Below are 18,063 nucleotides of genomic sequence, written 5' to 3' on the forward strand. Positions count from 1 at the left end.
TTTATCCACTAGACGAATGATGTGTTGTTTGATATACTCAAAATCATAGTAATAACTAGCTATCGCTAGTGATCAAAATTATAGGGGGGATTTTTTTTATGGGAAGTAGGAAAGCGGTTTCATTAGTATTTATGATTTTCGCCACGTTGTTACTAGTGGCTGGCTGTTCAAGTTCAGAAGGTTCATCCGGCGGTGGGTCAGACTCTGGCGATAAAAAAACGATTGAATTTATGCACTTATGGCCGGAAGGAAGTTCCAAAGACCATTACGAAATTGTTAACGAAATTGTTGACGGTTTTGAGAAGGAGCATACGGATGTTAATGTCGATGTTCAAGTCTTAAATAACGAACAATACAAGCAGAAGCTGAAAGTATTATCTACCTCTAATAAATTGCCGGATGTTGGTATGACTTGGCCGGCTGGTTTTTTGGAACCTTATGTAAGCGGTGACATGTTTGCACCTTTAGATAATGTTCTTAATGACGGTTTAAAAGATTCATTTGTGTCTGGCACAGCTGAAGCATATCAAGTTGACGGTAAGACTTATGGTCTTCCGCTTGAGTTAAATATTGCTACTGTCTTCTACAATAAGTCCATTTTTGATAAATATAATTTGAAGGCACCTAAAACTTATGAAGAACTCAAGGATGTCATTACTACTCTAAAAGATAATGGCGTTGCACCCGTTGCATTAGGAAATAAAGACAAATGGACGGGTTCAATGTGGTATATGTATCTTGCGGACAGACTTGGGGGACCGGAAGGATTAAAGAAAGCCATTAATGGGTCCGGTTCTTTTGAAGACCCTGCCTTAGTTAAAGCGGGGGGTAAAGTTAAAGAGTTAGTTGATATGGGGACTTTCGTCAAAGGTTTTAACGGCTTATCTGACCAAGAAGCAAAAAGTATGTTTATGAATGGACAAGCAGCCATGTACTTAATAGCCACTTGGGACTTACCTAATTACACAACGAATGAAGACGTGCCACAAGAGTTTCGTGATTCTGTCGACTACTTTAAGTTTCCGACGGTCAATGGAAATGGCGACAAGAAAAGTTTTGTAGGTGGGCCTGGTGTTGGATTGTTTGTTTCGCAAAATTCGGATGTTAAAAAAGAAGCTAAAGCGTTCGCTAAGTATTTTGTACAGCAATGGGGTGAAAAATCTGTCTCTGAAGCAGGGGTGATTCCGGCAACAAAAGTTAATAGTGATGGACTTGACCTTCCTCAGATGTACACAGATGTATTAAAGGATTTGAACCAAGCCAACAATCTTACGCTATTTGCTGACGTACAAATGAGCCCTGATGTAGCTCAGACCCATCTTGATTTAATTCAAGCACTGTTCGGTGGTGAGATAACACCAGAAGAGTTTGCGAAGAAACAAGAAGAAGCCATTTCGAAAGACAAATAGCAGCTGTTTTTAAATTTTTCAATGCGAATGGAAAGGGCATTTCCTTTTTGGAGTGTCCTTTTCCATTTGATATTGATAGGGGGGTTGGATCCATGAAACAAGTGATGTCTAATAAATGGATGATTACTTTGTATGTTCTTCCTGCATTGCTGTTAATTGCTGTACTGATATTTATCCCACTAATATTGACGGGGTATTACGGGCTTATGGAATGGAATGGTATTGGCACCATGAAGATCATTGGTCTCGATAATTATATAAAGGCGATCCAAGATGGTGCTTTCTGGGAGAGTGCCTTTCACTCCTTTTTGTTAGCATTGTTTTCCACACTTAGTTTAATTTTATACTTGGCGGTGTCATTGATCTTAGCTTCCAAAATTACTGGGGCGGATTTGCTTAGAAAAATCTATTTAATTCCCATGCTATTGTCATCAGTAGCGATTGCTCAGCTTTGGATTAAAGTTTATAATCCAACGAACGGCATGCTTAATAGTATTCTTAGGGCGGTTGGCATTGATAGTCCTCCGACTTGGTTAGCCGATCCTTCTATTGTTTTATATGCCATTTTTATCCCGATCCTATGGCAGTACGCAGGTTTTTACATCTTAATCTATTATGCTGCGTTAAAGAACATACCGAATTCATTAATAGAAGCCGCTAGAATCGATGGTGCTTCTGCGTTCCAAATTGCTTATAAAATTAAGATACCTCTCATTATGGGAATCGTGAAGGTCACAATTGTGCTCGCCATTGTCGGTTCTTTGAAGTACTTTGATCTCATTTACGTCATGACAGGTGGCGGCCCCAATGGCGCTAGTGACGTGATGGCTTCTTATATGTACAAACTAGCTTTTGACAGCTATAACTTCGGTTATGGTAGTGCTATTGGCTTTCTATTATTGATTATCACATTAATTGTGACGGTTATTATTCGTAAATTAACGGCTTCTGATGAAGAAATACAGTATTAACAGGGAGGTGCTTGTCATGGGACGTGTTGGTTATGGCGTGTTATATCTTTGTCTTGCTCTTGTCGGAGTATTTCAAATATTCCCCTTAATATGGCTCTTTATGTTTTCACTGAAAACCAACAGTGAAATTTTTTCAGGAGCGCCGTTTGCCTTACCAACGGATCCGCAATGGGGGAATTATCTAAAGGTCTGGGAAGGCGGCATCGGTGTTTACTTCTTTAATAGTGTATGGATCACGGCAGTAGCCATTATTCTAACGGTATTGCTAGCAAGTATGGCGACGTTTGCGATTACCCGGATGCATTGGAAACTTAGTTCTTTCGTTCTTGGTTTATTCATGGTTGGGCTGATGATTCCAGTTCACTCTGCGTTAATTCCACTATTTAATATGTTTTCAAATGTCAATCTGATTGACAATCCTTTATCTATTGTCATCACGTATACGGCCTACAATTTGCCGATTACCATGATGATCTTGCTTGGATTTTATTACACATTACCGCGTGAAATAGAGGAAGCTGCCATTATTGATGGGTGTTCGATTCACCGTTTGTTTTTCCGTATCATTTTGCCGATGACCACACCGGTTATGTCAACAACTGTGATCATCAATATGATCTACAACTGGAATGAATTTGTCTTTGTGAACACATTTATCAGTTCGGACAAATTTAAAACACTGACAGTAGGGATTCAGAATTTCATCGGTCAGTACATGACAGACTGGGGTGCCATTGGGGCAACTTTAATTATAAGTGTATTGCCCATTTTGGTTGCCTTTATCTTCTTCAGTAACAAAGTTGTCGAAGGGATTTCTCAAAGTGCTGTAAAAGGCTAATCAATTTATAGAAGGAAGGGATAATGTGGTTAAAAATCATTTTTTTAATGCCCATCATTCACCGATCGGCTCTTTTTCTAGTTTTACCTTAGGCTTTCTCGGTGATGGCGGTGGCTTGGATTTAGAACTAGGAAGATCTCCGCGAAAGAATGTATATATAGGCGTTGAGTCTCCAGACAAAGAAGGTATTTACGAAACGCTGCCTTTCTTTGGTTCTTATACAGATGAAAGTGCACGCTATGATATTGAAAATCCTGATCCGGATCCTGAAAAGCCGGACATCATTCATCCCTTTTTGAAAGAGGACGTTGAACGTGATTTTAAACTAGGTACCGATACCTGGAAAGTGGGGGATCTAACGTACACAATCTATTCCCAAGTCCATCCTGTTGAAGAACCGAAAACAGCAAGTGATGATGAGTTAAAATTAACGTTAGTTCCCGCAGTATTAGCAGAATTAACAATTGATAATACCAAAGGGGAAAAAAGTCGTCGAGCATTTTTCGGCTATGAAGGAAGTGATCCCTACAGCTCGATGCGGAGGCTGGATGATGTAGCTGATTTGGCAGGTGTTGGTGAAGGAAGATTAACGGCCATTGCGGCATCAAAGGCGGATGCACGTTCAGCAATGCAATTTAGTATGGAGAATATATTGGATACACCACACGAAGAAAATTGGACCTTTGGGCTTGGATCAATAGGTTCGTTGGTTATGGATGTTCCAGCAGGAGAAAAGGCGACTTATCAATTTGCGGTTTGCTTCCACCGAGGAGGTATCGCAACGGCTGGTATGGATGCTTCCTATTATTACACGAAGTATTTTGCGAATATTGAAGAAGTCGCCACTTTTGCCTTAGATCATTTTGATAGAATAAAAGAGAGAGCTATAGAGGCTAACCGGATGCTGGAGGACGCCAAATTATCTGATGATCAAAAATTTATGATGGCTCATTCGATTCGGAGTTACTATGGATGTACCCAACTGCTTGAGCGGGAGGGTCAACCATTTTGGATTGTTAATGAAGGTGAATACCGGATGATGAATACCTTCGACTTAACCGTTGATCAACTTTTCTTTGAGCTGAAAATGAACCCATGGACGGTTAAAAATGAGCTTGATATGTTTGTTGAGCGTTTTAGTTATGAGGATCAAGTCCGTTTTCCTAATGATAACAAGTTATATCCCGGCGGAATCAGTTTTACGCATGATATGGGTGTTGCCAATACCATAAGCAGACCTCATTATTCAGCGTATGAACTCTATGGTATAGACGGGTGCTTCTCGCATATGACTCACGAGCAGCTTGTCAACTGGATATTGACGGCCTCCGTTTATGTCGAACAAACGAAAGATGAAAAGTGGCTTTCAGCGAATGTGACTATTTTAAAACAGTGCTTTGATAGCTTGTTGAATAGAGATCATCCTGAGCCTGACAAGCGTAACGGGCTTATGGGCCTTGATTCTTCTCGGGTAATGGGAGGAGCTGAAATTACAACCTACGATAGTCTTGACGTCTCATTAGGGCAATCGAGAAATAACATTTATCTTGGTGGGAAAATATGGGCATCCTACATTGCATTAGAGAAAATTTTCCGTGACAACGGTGAGGTAGGGCTTGCTGAACTGGCTGGAACCCAGGCGGACCGGAGTGCTAAAACCATCGTTAACAATGTCACATCTGGAGGCTATGTTCCTGCTGTCATCGGTGAAAATAATGATTCTCGAATTATTCCGGCAATCGAAGGGCTGATCTTCCCTTATTATACAAACAATCACGATGCGCTTGACCCTAACGGACGATTTGGCGAGTATATTAACGTACTTAAAAAGCATCTGAAGACGGTGTTAAAAGAAGGCGTCTGTTTATTCGAAGACGGTGGTTGGAAGATTTCATCGACGAGTCATAATTCATGGCTCAGCAAAGTCTACTTAAGCCAGTTTATTGCCCGCGAGATTTTAAAATATGACGATAAGCAGGGAGCACGGGCCGACGCAGCTCACGTCAAATGGTTAACACATCCAGAGCTGTCTGTTTGGAGCTGGAGCGACCAAATCATCTCGGGAGAGATAACAGGCAGTAAGTATTACCCTAGAGGTGTCACTAGCATCCTTTGGCTAGAAGAAAGTCATCCATAAGTACTTTTACTAGTAATAATAAAACCACCGCATTCTCCGTGAGTAACAAATAGGAAAGTGTGGTGGTTTATTTATATTTACGATTGATCTCTACATAATTAAGCAATTTTAGACTTGCTTATCATGTGCTTTTCGGCTTATTTTGTTAAAGGCATTTAAGCACATCCACATAGTAATAAATGCATATGTACTGCCCCCAAAAATAAACGCTAATGCGGGTATGGCTTTCATAACGAAAAAGATAGCTACTAGACTGATAACCATAAATAAATTATGCAGGGGATGAATTAACATAATAAAAAAGGCGTTTTTAATCACCTGAGGTACTTTTAAATCATAATGGACAAATGCCGGGAAAATATAAAGCAGAAATAAAATAAATAGTAACATAAAAGCGAACAAAGGGATATATGTCAATGCCATTGTATTCAGACTGAGTTGAATGTACCGAACATCGATATAAATCATAATACCTATCAAAGCAATAAACAGACCTAAGAGATTGCTTTTTATAAATTCTGACCTATAATGCTTCCAAAACGAAGGAAAAATTGGAATGTCAGCATTTCCTTTAAGCCATTCTCGGACAAGGGTGAACATAGCTGTTGTAGCAGGAAAAAAACCAAAGATCAATCCTCCAAGTAATGAAAACAGCCCCCATAAAAGATTGATATATGCAAATCTTGTTAACCATTCCATGGCATTGTAGATGACCCCGCTGGCATGATTCACGAATACTCCCCCATAACTGAAGACTTGACTGTTTACTTTATGGTCCCTTCTATAATACGGCAAGAAAAGATATTAGCATGCTTTAAGGGATAAAGCGTTTGCTATCAAAATCAATAACTAGTTGTATTATAAACCTTAATTTATGCATTATACAAACTAATAAAATAGTTGACGAGAGGCATTCTTTTTTGTGATTTTAATCGCTGCTTGACTTCTCGCTTTTCTCTTTCACATTAAAATAAAAACGATATAATAGAATTATTATAAAAAAAGTGTGGAAGGGTGAGGTTATGTATTACGGTTCGATTGAAGCTGGCGGCACGAAATTTGTTTGTGCGGTTGGCCGTGACAATGGTGAGATTATAACATCGACGCAAATGAATACGGAACGACCAGAGAAAACAATGCCACAAGTCCTTGACTTTTTCCGCCAATATCAATTGAAGTCGATTGGTATTGGTTCCTTTGGTCCGATTGATATTGCAACCCAAAGTTATACCTATGGGCATATCACATCGACGCCAAAATTAGATTGGCGGGATTATCCGTTGGTTCAAACCATCCAGTCTGCTTTGGATGTTCCAATTAGTTTTAACACTGATGTGAATGCTGCTGCTTTAGGTGAAGCGACATTGGGAGCTGCCAGAGGCTTGGATAGCTGCTTATACATAACAGTTGGTACAGGCATTGGGGCTGGAGCAGTCGTCCGCGGTCAAGTATTGCAAGGTCTATCCCACCCGGAAATGGGGCATATTCTGATCCGTAGACATCCAGATGATGATTATCAAGGTAATTGCCCTTATCATAAAGACTGTCTTGAAGGTTTGGCGGCAGGTCCAGCTATTGAAAAGCGATGGGGGAAAAAGGGGATGGATTTATCAGATCGTCCAGAGGTTTGGGAGCTTGAAGCTTATTATATTGCGCAGGCATTGGTTCAGTATGCCATGATTCTATCACCGAAGAAAATGATACTGGGTGGCGGCGTCATGAAACAGTTTCAGCTTTTTCCGCTGATTCGAAGCAAGTTTCAAGAACTATTAAATGGTTACTTTGATTTTCCAGAAGTCACTGATCAAATTGATGAATATATCGTTTCTCCCGGTCTGGGGGATCAAGCTGGTATCACAGGTGGCCTTGTATTAGCAAAACAAGTGGCAGGTCGTCCATATAAAAGCGCTGAATAAAGGATGGGTTCTAGATGGTTGTCATTTTAGCGGAGAAACCGGATCAAGCTAGGAAATTAGCCGCTCCATTCACACATAAAAAGGGAAACGGTTTTCTCACTATTGATGCATGTAAAGAGTTTCCGGAGGGTGCAAAAGTGACTTGGGCGATTGGCCACCTTGTTGAATTGAAAACTCCCGGTGAATACGATGCATCATGGGGAAAATGGTCTTTAGAACAATTGCCCATGATGCCGGAACGATTTGAGTATAAGGTGATGTCTGATAAGAACAAACAATTTAAGGTTGTTAAGGAGCTTCTTAATGAAGCTGATGGAATTATTATTGGCACGGACCCTGCCCGGGAAGGAGAAAATATTGCACGCCTTCTTATCATGATGTCAGGTTGTGCTAAGAAACCGGTGAAACGCCTGTGGACGTCTTCTTTAACGGAGAGTGCTATAAAGAAGGGGTTTTCCGAACTACGGGATGGTAAACAGACGATTAATCTTTATCATGAAGCTCAGGCACGGCAAATCAGTGATTGGCTTGTCGGTTTAAATGCGAGTCGTTTATATTCACTTTTGCTTCAGAAAAAAGGCATTCGTGATGTCTTCAGTGTTGGCCGTGTGCAAACACCTGTCCTTAAACTCATCTATGACCGTCATAAAGAGATAGAACAGTTTAAGTCAGAGCCATTCTTTGAATTAACGGCTCATTTTACCGTATCCAATGGCACATATAAAGGGAAAATGAAAGGACGCTTTCAATCTCAAGAAGAACTTTTCAAAGACGTACACCCGGACATTCAACCCGATCAAAATCATTACGAAGCCACGATTAAAAGTGTTGAAGTGAAAGAAAAACGCATACCAGCCCCGAAGTTACATAGCTTATCGACATTGCAATCCGTGCTTAATAAGAAGAACAAATACAGTCCTGATCAGGTGTTAAAGACTGCCCAAAGGTTGTATGAAAAGGGGTATATTTCATACCCGCGAACTGATTCCCAACATATCACCAATGAGGAATTTTCATACTTAAAAAACCGTCTATCTAACTATCAAGCGTGTTTTCATTTATCATTTGAGCCAACAAGAACAAAACCGTCCAAAAGATATGTTAACCCTGATAAGGTCAGTGATCATTATGCGATGATTCCGACGGAAAAAATCGTTGATGTCAACACCTTTCAGTCATTTCGGACTGAAGAAAAAGTCGTCTATGAGGCCATTGTTAAAAGTGTTTTAGCGATATTCATGGAAGACTATGTCTATGATGAAACGGTCATTACAACCGCTATCGGAAAAACTCAATTCTTCACCAAAGGAAAAAAAGAAAAAGGTTTAGGCTGGAAGAGGCTATACCAGAATGATTCAACTGAACAGGCAGAAGATGAGGAAGGCAGTTCTAAGTTGCCTGAGGTCTACCAAGGTCAAGTGGCTGAAGCTGAAACTACAGTCAAAGAGGGCATGACGAAGCCGCCCAAGCCATATACTCAAGGACAGCTCATTACCTTAATGAAAACAGCCGGAAAACACATTAATGATCAAGACATGAAAAATGCTCTCAACGAAGTCGAGGGGCTTGGAACTGAAGCAACGCGTTCTGGAATTATCGAAACCCTTTTGAAACGAGAGTTTATTGAAGTCAAAAAGAATAGTGTTTTTGTCACGAAGAAGGGTGAAATCCTTTGTGAATCTGTGCAGGGAACGATCCTTGCGAAACCGGAAATGACAGCAAAATGGGAACTATTCTTAAAAGAGATTGGTAATGGAAACAAATCGAAAGTCACTTTTGTTGAGAATGCCAAAAAGCTTTGTCATGCATTAATTGAACAAGCTACGAAAGCGATTGATAGCATCGATATCGAAAAACAAACAGTGGATCTAAAATTGGAAGATACCATTGCACCATGTCCGTCATGCCAAAAAGGGCATATTGTTGATCGGAAATCTTTCTATGGTTGTACAGGCTATCATCAAGGGTGTCGTTTCACCCTTCCTAAAAAACTAGCAAATAAAAATCTTTCTAAAAGTAATGTCAAAAAGCTATTAGAAAAAGGAAAGACGAATCTTATAAAGGGATTTAAAAGCAAAAACGGTAAAACATTTAATGCTTATATCGTTTGGGAAGATGCCAAAGCTGGAAAGGTCACATTTGAATTTAACAATAACAAAAAGCATTCGTCAAAACGATCCACACAAAAATAAACTGTGAGAGATGGATGTAGAATGGTAAAAGTATTGTTGGTATAGACCGATTTCCAGAAAAGATTTAAGTCAAAACAGAAAAGCCCCGCAGGAGCAGGGCTTAGCCAAAAAATTAATAATTTGACCACTGCTTTGATGTACTTTCTGAGCCGTTTAAGCAGAAGTTTTTGTTTTTCTTTTGTTGTTAATGATCTGTTTCCTTAACTATTTCATTTTCTTCTCTTCCTTATCAAGGAAGAACCAATTCGGAACCTGTTGAAGCCAGACAAGGGTATGGAAGCGTAATTTCATATCCTCCTCTAAATAAACGAGTACTTTATAACCTCTATATATTATGCAATGTTCTTCACTTAATTTATATATCGTACAAACAATGTATAATTTAATTGGATACCTTAGTTTGAAGGAAAAGCACACTAACAAAGGTCCAACAGTAAATAATGATGGAGACGATCTTGTAGCTAGAAATCCCGCTATTCGATTGACAATCAAACACTTTTTAGATACACTTTGTTCAACGATTAAATTATATAAAATTTAGAAATGATTATCACGATCCAGTTATATTTTATAGGTCATTTGTGTAAGCGGTTAACAAATGAGGGGTTCTAGTTGGGGACATGTGGTGAAGGCGTAAAGAAATGATATGGGCGACGAGATAAGTTGATTATAAAAATCGAGGTGAATCAATTGAGTTATTTTACTAATGTTAATCCAATTCAATATGAAGGAATTGAATCTAACAATCCACTCGCATTCAAATTTTACAATCCAGAGGAGAAAATTGCTGGTAAGCCAATGAAAGAATGGCTACGCTTTTCTGTTGCTTATTGGCATACATTGACAATGGATGGATCGGATCCATTTGGGAATCCGACGATGAACCGTCCGTGGAATGAACAGTATACAGGTATGGATGCAGCCAAGGCGCGTGCTGAAGCAGGTTTCGAGCTGTTTGAAACACTTGGCGTACCGTTTTTTGCTTTCCACGATGTTGACATTGCCCCAGAAGGTAGTCATCTTCGCGAGACCAATAAGAATATTGATGAGATCGTTGCGATTTTCAGAGAGCAAATGAAATCATCGGGAATTGGATTGCTATGGAATACAGCCAATATGTTTGGTCACCCACGTTTTATGCATGGGGCGGCAACTTCTAGCAATGCTGATGTGTATGCTTATGCGGCCGCCAAAGTTAAAAAAGGTCTTGAAGTTGCTAAAGAGCTTGGATCGAAAAACTATGTATTCTGGGGCGGCCGTGAAGGTTACGAAACGTTGCTTAATACTGATATGGCCCTCGAGTTGGATAACCTCGCTCGTTTCTATCATATGGCGCTAGATTATGCCAAAGAGATTGGGTTTGAGGGTCAGTTTTTAATTGAACCTAAGCCGAAGGAACCGATGAAGCACCAATATGATTATGACGTCGCTAGTGCCTATGCTTTTCTACAAAAATATGATTTAGCGGATCATTTTAAAATTAATATTGAGGCGAATCATGCGACGCTTGCAGGTCATACATTTGAACATGAATTGCATTATGCTCGTGTTAATCATATTTTAGGGTCTGTTGATGCGAACCAGGGCGACATGTTGTTGGGTTGGGATACGGACGAATTTCCGACCGATATTTATATGGCCACACTAGCAATGTATGAAGTCTTGCAAAATGGTGGATTAGCTCCTGGTGGTCTGAATTTTGATGCGAAAGTGCGCCGGACCTCATTTGAACCTATTGATCTACTTTATGCCCATGTTGTCGGTATGGACACGTTTGCGCACGGATTAAGAGTAGCCCAACAACTCATTGATGACCGTGTATTGGAATCGGCTGTTAAAGAGAGGTATCATAGCTATACGGGAGGGATTGGTCTTGATATTGTAAATGGTAAAACCGATTTCCACAAGCTTGAGGCCCACGCGCTAGATGCCAATATTATAAATAAGTCAGGACACCAGGAAAGACTTCGTGGTGTGCTCAATCAATATATACATGGCGGAAAATCTTTGAGATAAGTGAGAGGGCGGGTACAGGATGATTGCCGTACCCGCCCTTTTTAATGATATGGAAAATTTTTTGGAGGTGTTGAGTGTGGAGTATGTAATAGGTGTTGACCTTGGAACGAGTGCCGTCAAAGTTCTGCTCGTCAATCAGCAAGGGCAGGTAGAAGCTGAATGTTCAAAAGAATATCCGTTGTATCATGACCGTACGGGTTATAGTGAACAAGATCCAGATGATTGGGTGAAAAAAACGGAAGCTGCGTTGCAAGAACTTGTGGAGCAGACAGGTATCCGCCCGGCAACAATTAAGGGACTGAGTTTCTCGGGACAAATGCATGGTCTCGTGTTAGTGAATGAAAAAGGTCAGCCACTTCGTCGAGCGATTTTATGGAACGACACACGAACAACTGAGGAATGTCAGGATATTGAGGCAGCTGTTGGTTTGGATACATTCTTAGCTATTACGAAAAATCGGGCTTTAGAAGGTTTTACGTTGCCGAAATTGCTTTGGGTGAAAAAACATGAACCGGATATTTATCAGCAGGCACACGGATTTTTATTGCCGAAAGATTACGTGCGTTATCAATTAACGGGAGATTTCGCTATGGAATATTCCGATGCTGCTGGAACATTATTACTAGATATTGCGAATCAAGCATGGAGCACTGAAATCGCTGATAAAGTTGGTGTTGATATCCAACTATGTCCCCCGCTCGTTGAATCACAAGCGTGTGTTGGAACAATAATGCCCGAAGTTTCTGAGCGAACCGGGCTTGGTCCGGAGACACGCGTGTTTGCTGGTGGGGCTGATAACGCTTGCGGAGCGATTGGCGCTGGGGTTTTATCTGAAGGCAAAACAATGTGCAGCGCTGGTACATCAGGTGTCGTGCTCTCATATGAAGCAGCCGGGAATCTTGATTTCGGAGGCAAAGTGCACTATTTTAATCATGCCAAGAGTGATGCTTTTTATAATATGGGTGTGACGCTCGCAGCGGGATATAGCTTGGATTGGTTCAGGAAGACATTCGCGGAAGATACGTCATTTTCTGAGTTGTTTCAAAAGATCGCTGAGGTGCCAGTAGGCTCAAGAGGACTGCTGTTCACACCTTATATTGTGGGCGAGCGGACGCCGCATGCGGATGCTGATATCAGGGGCGCGTTTATCGGTGCAGATGCCAGCCATATGAAGTGGGATTTTGCACGGGCTGTCGTTGAAGGGATTACATTTTCATTAAATGAATCGATGAATATCTTAAAAAATAGCGGTAAAAAGATAACATCGGTGGTGTCTATCGGTGGCGGCGCCAAAAGCAATGAGTGGCTGCAGATTCAAGCAGATATATTTAACGCGCCTATTGTCAAATTGGAAAATGAGCAAGGCCCTGGTATGGGCGCAGCAATGATCGCGGCTGTCGGATCTGATTGGTTCGCCTCATTACAGGATTGTGCTGATGCGTTTATTAAGACGGAAAAAGTCATTGAACCGAGGGAGGAACATGTCAGTACCTATGAAACGTTGTTCGCAGTCTACCAAGATGTGTATGACCAGACCAAGGGGCTAACGCACGCTTTGAAACAGTTTCGCGGTTAGTCTTTACCGCTATTATTCTTCTATAACCATCTTCGTTTGAGCTTTTTCCAGCTTCGTTTGCATTGTTTAATCATAGAACGGCGCATCCGGCGATTAATCAATGGATAGGCGATAAAAGGCAATCCGGGAATGATGGAAACACAAAATAGGGCGAGCCAATAATTGATTGTGGCAAGTTTATATAGGATTGGCGCGGGTAACAAAGGATAAAATAAAGCTACTTTGAGGCTTGTTTGATACCTTCCCTTATGTTTGGCGGTTACTGTATACTTAATTGCCATGGATTCATCGGATGTTAAGATAAATGAACGATGGTTGAGTTGAATTTGCGGATCGTTATTTTCAACAAATCCAATTAATGGAACGAAACTCGAGTTCTCTAACACAGATAAACGGCCGCTTTTCACATCGCCCATACGAAGCATGCCGATGTCACTTCCAGATAATAGTCCCTGGTCCTCAGAAACTTCATATCTAAGGGTTATAAATTGGGTCATCATCAGCATTGCGGCAGCGGCCATTAGGCACATCGTAAATCCAGAGCCTATATAAATCAATTGACGGTCGAGTTTATGTTTCCTTTTCCCTCTTTTTTGTTCAAAAACTTCTCCGTAGGCGATAATACCAGCTAATAAAAGCGCGATGATCGGCATAACCAAACGAGCATTCTCCATATTCTGCATCCACAAATTAAGATAACCAATACGGGGGATGACCATCGGTTGTTCAGCGATTGTCGCAACTTTAGCTGTTATCCACTCTCGCTTAATAGGTGGCGCCTGATCTAAGGCTTGGTCACTCGCCTCATTGGCGTCACCTTTAGTGATAAATCCCTTATTACTATTTCCGCCTGTAACCCGGTGGGCTATCCAGCCCTTCGAGGCGAGCGTCCCTTCTTCGCTTTTGAAAAGTACAATATCGCCTGGGCGAATGGCGTCGTCTTCACTTAAATGATTAATAACCAGAATGTCTCCTCGTTCCCAAAGAGGGTACATACTGTTTGATTTGATAACAGTTAGAAAAACGGGGTGGTGAAATACAGAAGCCCCGATAGAAGCGATGAGCATGATGAGGATAACCATTGTTAAGATGAGATTAATAAATTTTGTAATAATCTTCATGACATCCCCCCTTACCAATTCAACATATAGGAAATTAGACGTAGTTCTATGGTTGTTTTTTGTGTAGTCTAAGAATATAATATTAATAGTTACTTAAGAGTGCAAGCCTATTCATATTGATGGGGTGTGAGGGTTATGCAACGGAAAGCCTTAATACCCATTTTATGTGTATTTCTATTGGCTGGTCTTACAACGGTTATGTCGTATACAAGTGTGACCGTTCAGACAAAGGGAAAATTGAATATTGTTAATACGGACAGCGCACTTTTAGCGTTATTGCCGGGAACAGCCTCACATATTGCAAATGATCGTCTCATCCTTGATTTCACAAGTACTGGAGATCAAGGTTTGCAAACAAACAGTACATATTCATTTCAGCGAGCCTTTCATATTAAAAATAATTCGGACACCGCGGTCACCGTTCGACTGAATGATGATCCGTTTGAACCGTATGCAACGATGGTATCAAAAGCCTATATTAGAAAAGATAATATATACTATGACCATGCATTAACCAAAGGACTTCCCTTAGGACCTCATCAGACGGCAAGCATTGATCTTATGATTGATGTTGGTGCTGCCTCTATTAATCTAACAACCTTTGATTTAAGCTTGACAGCCGAAAAAGGATTATCATCTGACAATCCTGGCCACGGCGGAACACCGCCTGAAGATGGCAGTGACGACAGTGATGATTCTCAAAATTCGTGTTCGAATCCGGGGCATTGCAAACATAAGATCAAAAGACTATTGACAGATGTTGATCATCTCCACCACGATATAGACGCTATTGTTAATGATGCTGTTAAGAAGAATAATACCATTTATGATGCGAGTCTTAAGAAAGCAGAGGTTGTTGATAAACTAGCTGATGTAAATAGCTATTATGAGGGGGCTCAGGATCAATTTGACCGAGCTGAAGAGATTTTAAACCAAATCGAGCAAATAGCGGATCAAATCAAAATCAATGACAATAGTCATCTCGGACGATCAATGATAAGGGTGGCTTCTGACCACGATAAGGAAAATGAAAACATTGAAGCGATTCTTGAATATATGAGACATGCGAAGCAATGGCAAAATGCGGCAAACGGCTATACATTTGAATAGTGAATTAGGAAGCGATGACAGACGTTCTTTATGTGGGCACTTGGAACGTTTACCAGCTAGTAGTGCAACCGGCCTGATGAAATTGGATGTGAATGACGTCCGATTGATTAGGGCGGTATTTTTTATTTTGCAATAGATAATCAAAAGGATTATTGAGGAGGAAACAGTAATGAGACGAAAAAAAGGGTTGGTTTTTGTTATCTGTCTTTTAGCTTTATCCGGTGTTATGGCTGCCATGTCATTTTCCAGTGCGACAGTCAATGCGAATGCTCAATTGAAAGTCACGAACAATTCACAGGGATTACTAGGGATATTACCAGGTGATAGTTCAGCGAACACTAAAAATGACGACCTTTTATTTGATTTAACGGAAGGCACAAACGCGGGTATGCAACCAGGAAGTCATTATCAATGGGAAAAATTATTTGAATTGAAAAACAATACCAATCAACCCATTGATGTCAAAGTGGAAGGCATTAATTTACCGAATGATAATGTTAAAGTCGAGGCGTTTGTCCACGGAAACAATTCGAAACCTATTACTGAACTTAGACGAATAGCTCCCCACAGCTCTATAAAAGTTGATTTGAAGGTCGATGTGCAAGAAGATGCATCCACTAATAAAAAAGCCAAACAACTAAATATAACTGTTAATGCTAAGAAAGCGAACTAATCATTTCCCCATATTTGAGCCATGGGGACTCGTGTAGAGGGTGATGACAAGTGCGGAAAAGTGCCGTTCTTTTACTCATCGTTGTGGTTTTGACCATTCTATGTCTTAGTCGATCGTATAGTTATTCACAAGCAACGGTGCCTGTCACCTCTAGTTTTTCAATTAAATCTGCTCAAAAGCATAACCCCATTCATTTATATGAAGACAAAGGTCAACAGGGCGTGGTTAGGATAGCCAACAATCGCGCGCAGCCTGTCAGGGTAGAGCAGAACAAAGTTTTTCCGGTAAAAGGGGTGCGAGATTTTTATATTATCATTAAGGAAACGGAAATCCCGGCCCAACAAACGGGGGAGCTACCTGTCGTCGTTTATGGAAACAAAAGGACGCCCCCCGGTGAATATCAGCTTCCTTTGCAATTAGAATGGAATAAGGGTACAGCGGCAGTTCAAGTGACCATTAGGCTTGATAATCAGATAAAAGCAAAAGGTCATCAACCGAAAACGGATTCCCAATCAAGTCATTCTTCTAGCCTAAGGCCTCCTTATCAATCGGCGGATTAGGGTAATACCTAAGTGAGGTGCTTTTGACACATATGAAAGACTTGCTCAAACAATGGATGAAGCAGAAAATCATACGCAGAATAGCAATAGGTTTAGGCATGACAAGCTTGTTCTTTTCAATTTATTCATTTTCTCAGCCATCCCAGGAAGTAGAGACGAAACAAATTAATTCGATCCGTACCAGCACCACCTATACTTTAGAAGCTCGCGTCAAACCGAATGTCTTGTATCCGGAAGGGACGACGCTACATCCGAAAAAGGCGTTTACGACAGCTTTAGCTGATCAATTACTCATCCATATGACAATTAAGGTTGATTCGAACAGGCCGGTAAAAGTTAAAGGAAGTTTCAATCCTGAGTTAGTTATTCACGCTGATGATTTATGGACTAAATCTTTTAAGCTAAAATCGGGTCGTGAGTTTAGTCAGACATGCCAGGATTGCCAGGTTGAAGAGACGATGGAGGTTAAAGTGTCGGAACTTATTCAGTATCTTAATCACATTGAAGATAGTTTACAGATTCATCCGAGTAATTACGTTTTTCACATTAAACCACAGCTGACAGGTTCAATAGATGACAAAGGCAAGACATTTTCCTTGCAGGATGGTGATGGACTACATTTTAACCGTCAACAGACAGTGTTGAGTTTAGCGGATAAGGAAAAGCTACAAATCTCTGAAACCTACCCGATTAAAAACGTGATTCAACAAACCAATAATCTTGATCTCTGCTTGCTCCAAATCCCTGTGACTCCAGCGCGAATCATATTTTCATTGCTGACGATCCTATTGGTTACTGTCGTCATATTTACTAGTGAAAATCGAAAACAAGAGGATGTGCCTGAGTATGCCTGGATTGATTACAAGTATCGTAAGCTCCTAACCCCTGTAAAAATGCAAGTGAATCTTGAAGCATGTACAGAACTTGAATTAGAATCATTTGCATCACTTATGTTCATATCTGAAGAAAAGGAATCTCCCATTTTCCGCTATGAGAACAAGCATGAGGTCCTATATTTCGTTCCAGACGAGCCGTTTGTTTATTATTATATTACGGGTAAAAGATAAATAAGGCACAATGGAATACTAACAGACAAAATGACGCAAATGAACGGCGTCATTTTTTATGTCACCGTTTCGCATATTAATGAAGCTGGCGAAAACGCTCTGGCGGTATTCCTACAATACGACGGAACGTGGCAAGGACATGTCTCGTATCGCGGAAACCGACGTATGTGGCAATTTGTTTCACCGGAACGTTGGTATCGTCAATCAACAATCCTTTAGCCTTACGGATTCGTAGATGCAGGAAATAGGTATAGGGAGACATATCAAACGTTTTGCGAAATAATGCATTAAGATAACGGCTAGAGACCGTAATACATACCTTATTTGACTGAGTCCAATGTCGGGATTATCCAAATGTTCATCCATTCATGTGAGTAATGGTCGGAGTTTTTATAAATTTTGGGATGTGGGTGTGTTTTTGTGTCAGATCAATAATCTTATATTTAATAAGCAACGACATCACATACAATAGTATTA

General features: G+C 40.6%; 16 protein-coding genes and 1 riboswitch. Of the genes, 12 read left to right on the forward strand and 4 right to left on the reverse strand.

Features of this window, described 5'->3' with window-relative positions:
• Window positions 1–98: 98 nt before the first annotated feature.
• From B9Y89_RS09560 to B9Y89_RS09575, 4 genes are all read left to right on the forward strand, one after another.
• Window positions 99–1,409, forward strand: a complete 1,311-nt coding sequence (locus B9Y89_RS09560) for an extracellular solute-binding protein (protein ID WP_085523009.1) — start codon at window positions 99–101, stop codon at window positions 1,407–1,409.
• 92 nt (window positions 1,410–1,501) lie between these two features.
• The gene (locus B9Y89_RS09565) at window positions 1,502–2,380 is read left to right on the forward strand and encodes a carbohydrate ABC transporter permease (protein ID WP_085523010.1); all 879 of its coding nucleotides are present in this window, start codon (window positions 1,502–1,504) and stop codon (window positions 2,378–2,380) included.
• A gap of 16 nt (window positions 2,381–2,396) precedes the next feature.
• Window positions 2,397–3,218 carry a carbohydrate ABC transporter permease gene (locus B9Y89_RS09570; RefSeq protein ID WP_085523011.1) on the forward strand — a complete coding sequence of 274 codons (822 nt, stop codon included), beginning with the start codon at window positions 2,397–2,399 and terminating at the stop codon, window positions 3,216–3,218.
• Window positions 3,219–3,243: 25 nt separating this feature from the next.
• On the forward strand, window positions 3,244–5,355 hold the full coding sequence (locus B9Y89_RS09575) for a glycoside hydrolase family 52 protein (RefSeq protein ID WP_085523012.1): 2,112 nt from the start codon (window positions 3,244–3,246) through the stop codon (window positions 5,353–5,355).
• A gap of 108 nt (window positions 5,356–5,463) precedes the next feature.
• Here the strand turns inward: B9Y89_RS09575 and B9Y89_RS09580 are convergent, their stop codons facing one another.
• Window positions 5,464–6,087 carry a YesL family protein gene (locus B9Y89_RS09580; protein WP_085523013.1) on the reverse strand — a complete coding sequence of 208 codons (624 nt, stop codon included), beginning with the start codon at window positions 6,085–6,087 and terminating at the stop codon, window positions 5,464–5,466.
• 290 nt (window positions 6,088–6,377) lie between these two features.
• On the opposite strand from B9Y89_RS09580, the gene B9Y89_RS09585 reads away from it, so the two are divergent.
• Window positions 6,378–7,271 (forward strand): ROK family protein, encoded by an 894-nt coding sequence (locus B9Y89_RS09585; RefSeq protein ID WP_085523014.1) that lies wholly within the window; start codon window positions 6,378–6,380, stop codon window positions 7,269–7,271.
• Window positions 7,272–7,285: 14 nt separating this feature from the next.
• On the forward strand, window positions 7,286–9,463 hold the full coding sequence (locus tag B9Y89_RS09590; RefSeq protein WP_085523015.1) for a type IA DNA topoisomerase: 2,178 nt from the start codon (window positions 7,286–7,288) through the stop codon (window positions 9,461–9,463).
• A 204-nt stretch (window positions 9,464–9,667) separates the two neighbouring features.
• On the opposite strand, the gene B9Y89_RS19380 is transcribed toward B9Y89_RS09590, so the two are convergent.
• Window positions 9,668–9,754: an endo-1,4-beta-xylanase gene (locus tag B9Y89_RS19380; RefSeq protein ID WP_254901294.1), complete on the reverse strand. Its 87-nt coding sequence runs from the start codon at window positions 9,752–9,754 to the stop codon at window positions 9,668–9,670.
• Window positions 9,755–10,153: 399 nt separating this feature from the next.
• Here B9Y89_RS19380 and xylA point away from each other — a divergent pair, with 399 nt between their 5' ends.
• Both xylA and xylB read left to right on the forward strand, forming a co-directional pair.
• Window positions 10,154–11,479, forward strand: coding sequence for a xylose isomerase (xylA, locus tag B9Y89_RS09595; RefSeq protein WP_085523016.1), 1,326 nt, complete (start codon window positions 10,154–10,156; stop codon window positions 11,477–11,479).
• A 76-nt stretch (window positions 11,480–11,555) separates the two neighbouring features.
• Window positions 11,556–13,055, forward strand: a complete 1,500-nt coding sequence (xylB, locus tag B9Y89_RS09600; RefSeq protein ID WP_085524692.1) for a xylulokinase — start codon at window positions 11,556–11,558, stop codon at window positions 13,053–13,055.
• A gap of 20 nt (window positions 13,056–13,075) precedes the next feature.
• Here the strand turns inward: xylB and B9Y89_RS09605 are convergent, their stop codons facing one another.
• Entirely contained in the window at window positions 13,076–14,176 is a 1,101-nt protein-coding gene (locus tag B9Y89_RS09605) for a signal peptidase I (protein ID WP_085523017.1), read from the reverse strand.
• A gap of 135 nt (window positions 14,177–14,311) precedes the next feature.
• Here B9Y89_RS09605 and B9Y89_RS09610 point away from each other — a divergent pair, with 135 nt between their 5' ends.
• The 4 genes from B9Y89_RS09610 to B9Y89_RS09625 all read left to right on the forward strand — a co-directional run bounded on the left by B9Y89_RS09610 (window position 14,312) and on the right by B9Y89_RS09625 (window position 17,586).
• Window positions 14,312–15,286 (forward strand): hypothetical protein, encoded by a 975-nt coding sequence (locus B9Y89_RS09610; protein ID WP_085523018.1) that lies wholly within the window; start codon window positions 14,312–14,314, stop codon window positions 15,284–15,286.
• Window positions 15,285–15,369: riboswitch (cyclic di-GMP riboswitch) on the forward strand. Its footprint overlaps the gene before it by 2 nt.
• Before the next feature lie 86 nt (window positions 15,370–15,455).
• On the forward strand, window positions 15,456–15,959 hold the full coding sequence (locus B9Y89_RS09615; RefSeq protein ID WP_085523019.1) for a hypothetical protein: 504 nt from the start codon (window positions 15,456–15,458) through the stop codon (window positions 15,957–15,959).
• 50 nt (window positions 15,960–16,009) lie between these two features.
• Window positions 16,010–16,519 carry a hypothetical protein gene (locus tag B9Y89_RS09620; protein WP_085523020.1) on the forward strand — a complete coding sequence of 170 codons (510 nt, stop codon included), beginning with the start codon at window positions 16,010–16,012 and terminating at the stop codon, window positions 16,517–16,519.
• A 32-nt stretch (window positions 16,520–16,551) separates the two neighbouring features.
• Complete coding sequence (locus B9Y89_RS09625) at window positions 16,552–17,586, forward strand: DUF5305 family protein (RefSeq protein WP_085523021.1); 1,035 nt, start codon at window positions 16,552–16,554, stop codon at window positions 17,584–17,586.
• 76 nt (window positions 17,587–17,662) lie between these two features.
• Here B9Y89_RS09625 and B9Y89_RS19600 read toward each other — a convergent pair whose 3' ends face one another.
• Entirely contained in the window at window positions 17,663–17,899 is a 237-nt protein-coding gene (locus tag B9Y89_RS19600) for a helix-turn-helix domain-containing protein (RefSeq protein ID WP_369596741.1), read from the reverse strand.
• Window positions 17,900–18,063: the final 164 nt, after the last annotated feature.

Origin of the sequence: Tuberibacillus sp. Marseille-P3662 (genome assembly GCF_900178005.1) — a bacterium.
Taxonomy (GTDB): Bacteria; Bacillota; Bacilli; order Bacillales; family Sporolactobacillaceae; genus Marseille-P3662.